The organism is Corynebacterium flavescens (assembly GCF_008693105.1).
Classification (GTDB): domain Bacteria; phylum Actinomycetota; class Actinomycetes; order Mycobacteriales; family Mycobacteriaceae; genus Corynebacterium; species Corynebacterium flavescens.
On record NZ_VXKK01000038.1, the window covers coordinates 1 to 3,440 of the forward strand.

General features: G+C 54.6%; 2 protein-coding genes and 1 tRNA gene. 2 read left to right on the forward strand and 1 reads right to left on the reverse strand.

The annotated features are described in order from the left end of the window. The coding region (locus F4V60_RS09685) for an IS30 family transposase (RefSeq protein WP_211356594.1) at nucleotides 1-1,019 on the forward strand (1,019 nt) is incomplete at its 5' end. Nucleotides 1,020-1,436: 417 nt separating this feature from the next. Here F4V60_RS09685 and F4V60_RS09690 read toward each other — a convergent pair. After that, nucleotides 1,437-2,663: a L,D-transpeptidase gene (locus F4V60_RS09690; protein WP_075730400.1), complete on the reverse strand. Its 1,227-nt coding sequence runs from the start codon at nucleotides 2,661-2,663 to the stop codon at nucleotides 1,437-1,439. Nucleotides 2,664-2,985: 322 nt separating this feature from the next. Here F4V60_RS09690 and F4V60_RS09695 point away from each other — a divergent pair. After that, nucleotides 2,986-3,058: transfer RNA gene (locus tag F4V60_RS09695), tRNA-Lys, on the forward strand. The last annotated feature ends 382 nt before the right edge of the window (nucleotides 3,059-3,440 follow it).

Here is a 3,440-nt window from a genome sequence, read left to right on the forward strand (position 1 = left end):
AGAATATAGCCCGTGACATGGCCATCATTGACTTGTTATTGCAATCCCATAGTGTTCATGACATTGCGGATTCTTTGGGTGTTTCCATCCCTACGGTCTACAAGACTCGAAGTAGTTTTGCTTCTATCGACACCATCAAACGCGTCGATCCTCATGGTCAGCGAGTGCGCGGTATTGTCACCGTAGAAGACCCCATCAAAGTTGGTCGCGGTGAGGCTTTGAGCCAGCATGAGCGTGTAAAAATTGCGTTTGGTTTGGAGCAACGTCTCTCACATCGAGAAATTGCACGATCGCTCAACCGGTGTCAGTCCACTGTCAGTCGAGAAATTCGACGTCATAGTCGCAATGGGATCTACGAATCAGGGTGTGCCCATACGCGCGCACGCCAGAATCGGCAGCGCATTCAACCCCGCAAGATTGATACCAGTGCTGGGCTCAAAGCGAAGGTTGTCAGGCTGCTGCGGTGTGGAGTCTCCCCTGAACAGATCAGTGCACGGTTGCGGTTTCTTTACCCGGATAATGAGGGTATGAACATCAGTCACGAATCGATCTATCAAGCCCTCTACGTGCAAGGTGCTGGCAGCTTGCGCCAAGAACTCAAAGTGGAAAAAGCACTGCGCAGTGGACGAACCTCACGCATTCCACGCTCCCGCCTGGCAGGGGTTATAACCCGGGGAAATAAGTCCTGGGTTCATGGGGCTGAGATTTCTCTTAGGCCACCGCAAGCAGAGGATCGTGGCATCCCTGGGCATTGGGAAGGTGATTTGGCCATCGGAAAACAAGGCGCGTCAGCGTTGATAACTCTCGTTGAACGGAAATCACGGTTTGTCCTCATCCGCAGGCTATCGGCCAGTCATGACTCACCGACTGTTATCAGTGCTCTTATCGAAATGGTCTCGTCGCTGCCTACCGAAGTAAAGACGATTACCTGGGATCAGGGAAGTGAAATGGCAAACGTTAAAGACCTTAAAATTGCCCACCCCGTCGATGTATTCTTTGCCGACCCGCACTCGCCCTAGCAGCGTCCCAGTAACGAAAGAACCAACCGAGACATCCGCTGGTACTTCCCCAAAGGAACAGACTTCGCCACCATCACCGACGAGGAAACCCAGCAAGTACAAGACCTCCTCAACGACCGACCCCGAGTAGTACTCAGCGGACAAACCCCACGAGAAGTACTAACATCGACCATAACTGATGCACTCACGGCCTGAGGACGCCTGAAGGAAATGGCCACTACTTACCGTGAACAGGCCGACCTAGTTTTCCAGGATGTGATGTTCGCGGTGTCTCGCCATCATGGTCGTTGTGGATGAGGAGGCGGCGTCGCCAAGCAGGGCCAGGCAAAGCCGATGACGCTTTGCGCTCTGCAATTCAAAACGCAAAGGCGCATGGCCACCACAGTAACCATGCGCCTTTGCTCAGAATCTAAGACTTTAGGTATTCGCGTCCGCGTTGCCCTTGGACCATTCATCCCAGGACATGTTCCAGTCCCCTAGTCCGTCGAAGGGGCTAAGCGTTTCCCCGCCGGTGTTGACCACGCGCACGATGTCTCCACGCTTGACCACAGACTGGAACCACTGGGCAGCCTCCGTGGTGACGTTCACGCAACCATGGGACTGGTTGTAGACGCCCTGCGCACCCACCGACCACGGCGCAGCGTGGACAAAGATGCCGGAATAAGACATCTGCGTGGCGTACTGGACGTTGGTGCGGTAACCGCCTGCATCTTGGGCGAGGCCGAAGGTGGAAGAGTCCATGATGAGGTTCTCGTACTCATCACCGATGACGTAGCGGCCGTTGGGCGTATCCCAGACCCCGTCGGTGCCGAGGGAGACGGGGATCTCGCGTAGCAACTCCTTGTTCTTGTAGACCTTCATGGTCTTGGTGGCGTTGTCCACGATGGAGATTACTCGGTCCCCAATGGTGAAGTTCGTGGAAGCATCCTCGCCACCATAGATACCGCCGCCCAGGTTCTTGCCGTAGAGATCTACGTCAACCTGCACCTTGGTTCCGGGCTCCCAGAATTCCTCCGGGCGCCAGCGAACCTCTTGGTTATTGATCCAGTAGAAAGCACCCTTGACCTCAGGCGTGGTCTTGACCGTGATGGTCTTTTCCGCAGCCTTGCGGTCGGTGACATAGTTACCAAAGCGCACACCGATGACCTGGCCAATACCGACCTCTGAATCCGGCAATGGCGACAGCGCCACCTCGGAGACTCCCGCGGCCTGCGGGGTACTGAAGGTGATGGTTTCACTGTCCCCGTCTACATCCGAGGCTTTGATGGTGTAGGTCCGGTTGTAGCCCAAGACCTCGTCGGTGGACCATTCTTTCTCGTCCTTAGACAGCTTCTCAGCTACCTCGGTACCGGACTCGTTGGTCATGGTGACGGACTTAAGCTTGGACTGCGCGGTCACTGTCACCGGTTGGGAGGGGTCAACGTCGGTGGCGCCATCCTTGACTGAGATGTCGAAGGCCTTGGCTTCCTTTTCTTTCTTTTCCTTATCCGCCGAGGATTGCGACTTATCGCCGTCCTTGGATTGGACTTGGTCGGCGGGCAGATCTTCAGCCCCCGAGATAGTACATGCGGTGGCAACTAAAGCGGTTAGAGAAATCGTCGCTGCTGCGAGGACGCGACGAACGTTAGGGAGGGAATTAAGCACTATAGCCCTTTAAAATCATGGGAAAGCGGTATTTGGGAATTGCCCACACAGCCTATCCCGCGCACAGATCGAACACCAGAAGAAACCGGTGGCAGTAACCACTTTGTTATATAGCCCTACCCCCGTGACAATCGACGCCCCCTCCACCCGCCCAATCTATCCCACCGCATTCTTCTTTGAGCGACCCGCCCGCACTCGTGAAGGGCAGGTAGAAAGGCCACCCCGAAACCCGCACTCACCTGGCGATTTTACCTTTAATTCGAAACGGTGTTAAAGTTACTTCTCGTTGAAAGGCAGGCCGCAAGGCAAGCCAGAACGACATGCGCCATTAGCTCAATTGGTAGAGCAACTGACTCTTAATCAGTGGGTTCGGGGTTCGATTCCCTGATGGCGCACAATAAAACCCCAACAACCAGGCACAATAGGTTGTTGGGGTTCAGCTTTTCCCGTTTAGGGGTTACTTCACCCCGCACTTACTCCGCAGTTCCCGCGAACAGTCCATCAAGCACCGAAGGGGCTAAGGAGCAAAAAGTGTGTCCTTTCGGTGACGGTTTAGGCATCGAGTCTAGCCAGAACCAACGAGGGTCTTTGTTCATGGATTCTGCTGGGGATGTCACCCTTATCGAAGCTGCCACCTAAACCTGCACTGATTGAAGTGTCCCAGGTTTTGTTCCGCTTGAGTAGATGGGAAAATCTGGAACATGCCGAGAAAATTTGACCAGGATGCAAAGGACCGTGTGGTCCGTCTCGTGGAAGACCGCATCTTGGCGGAAAATA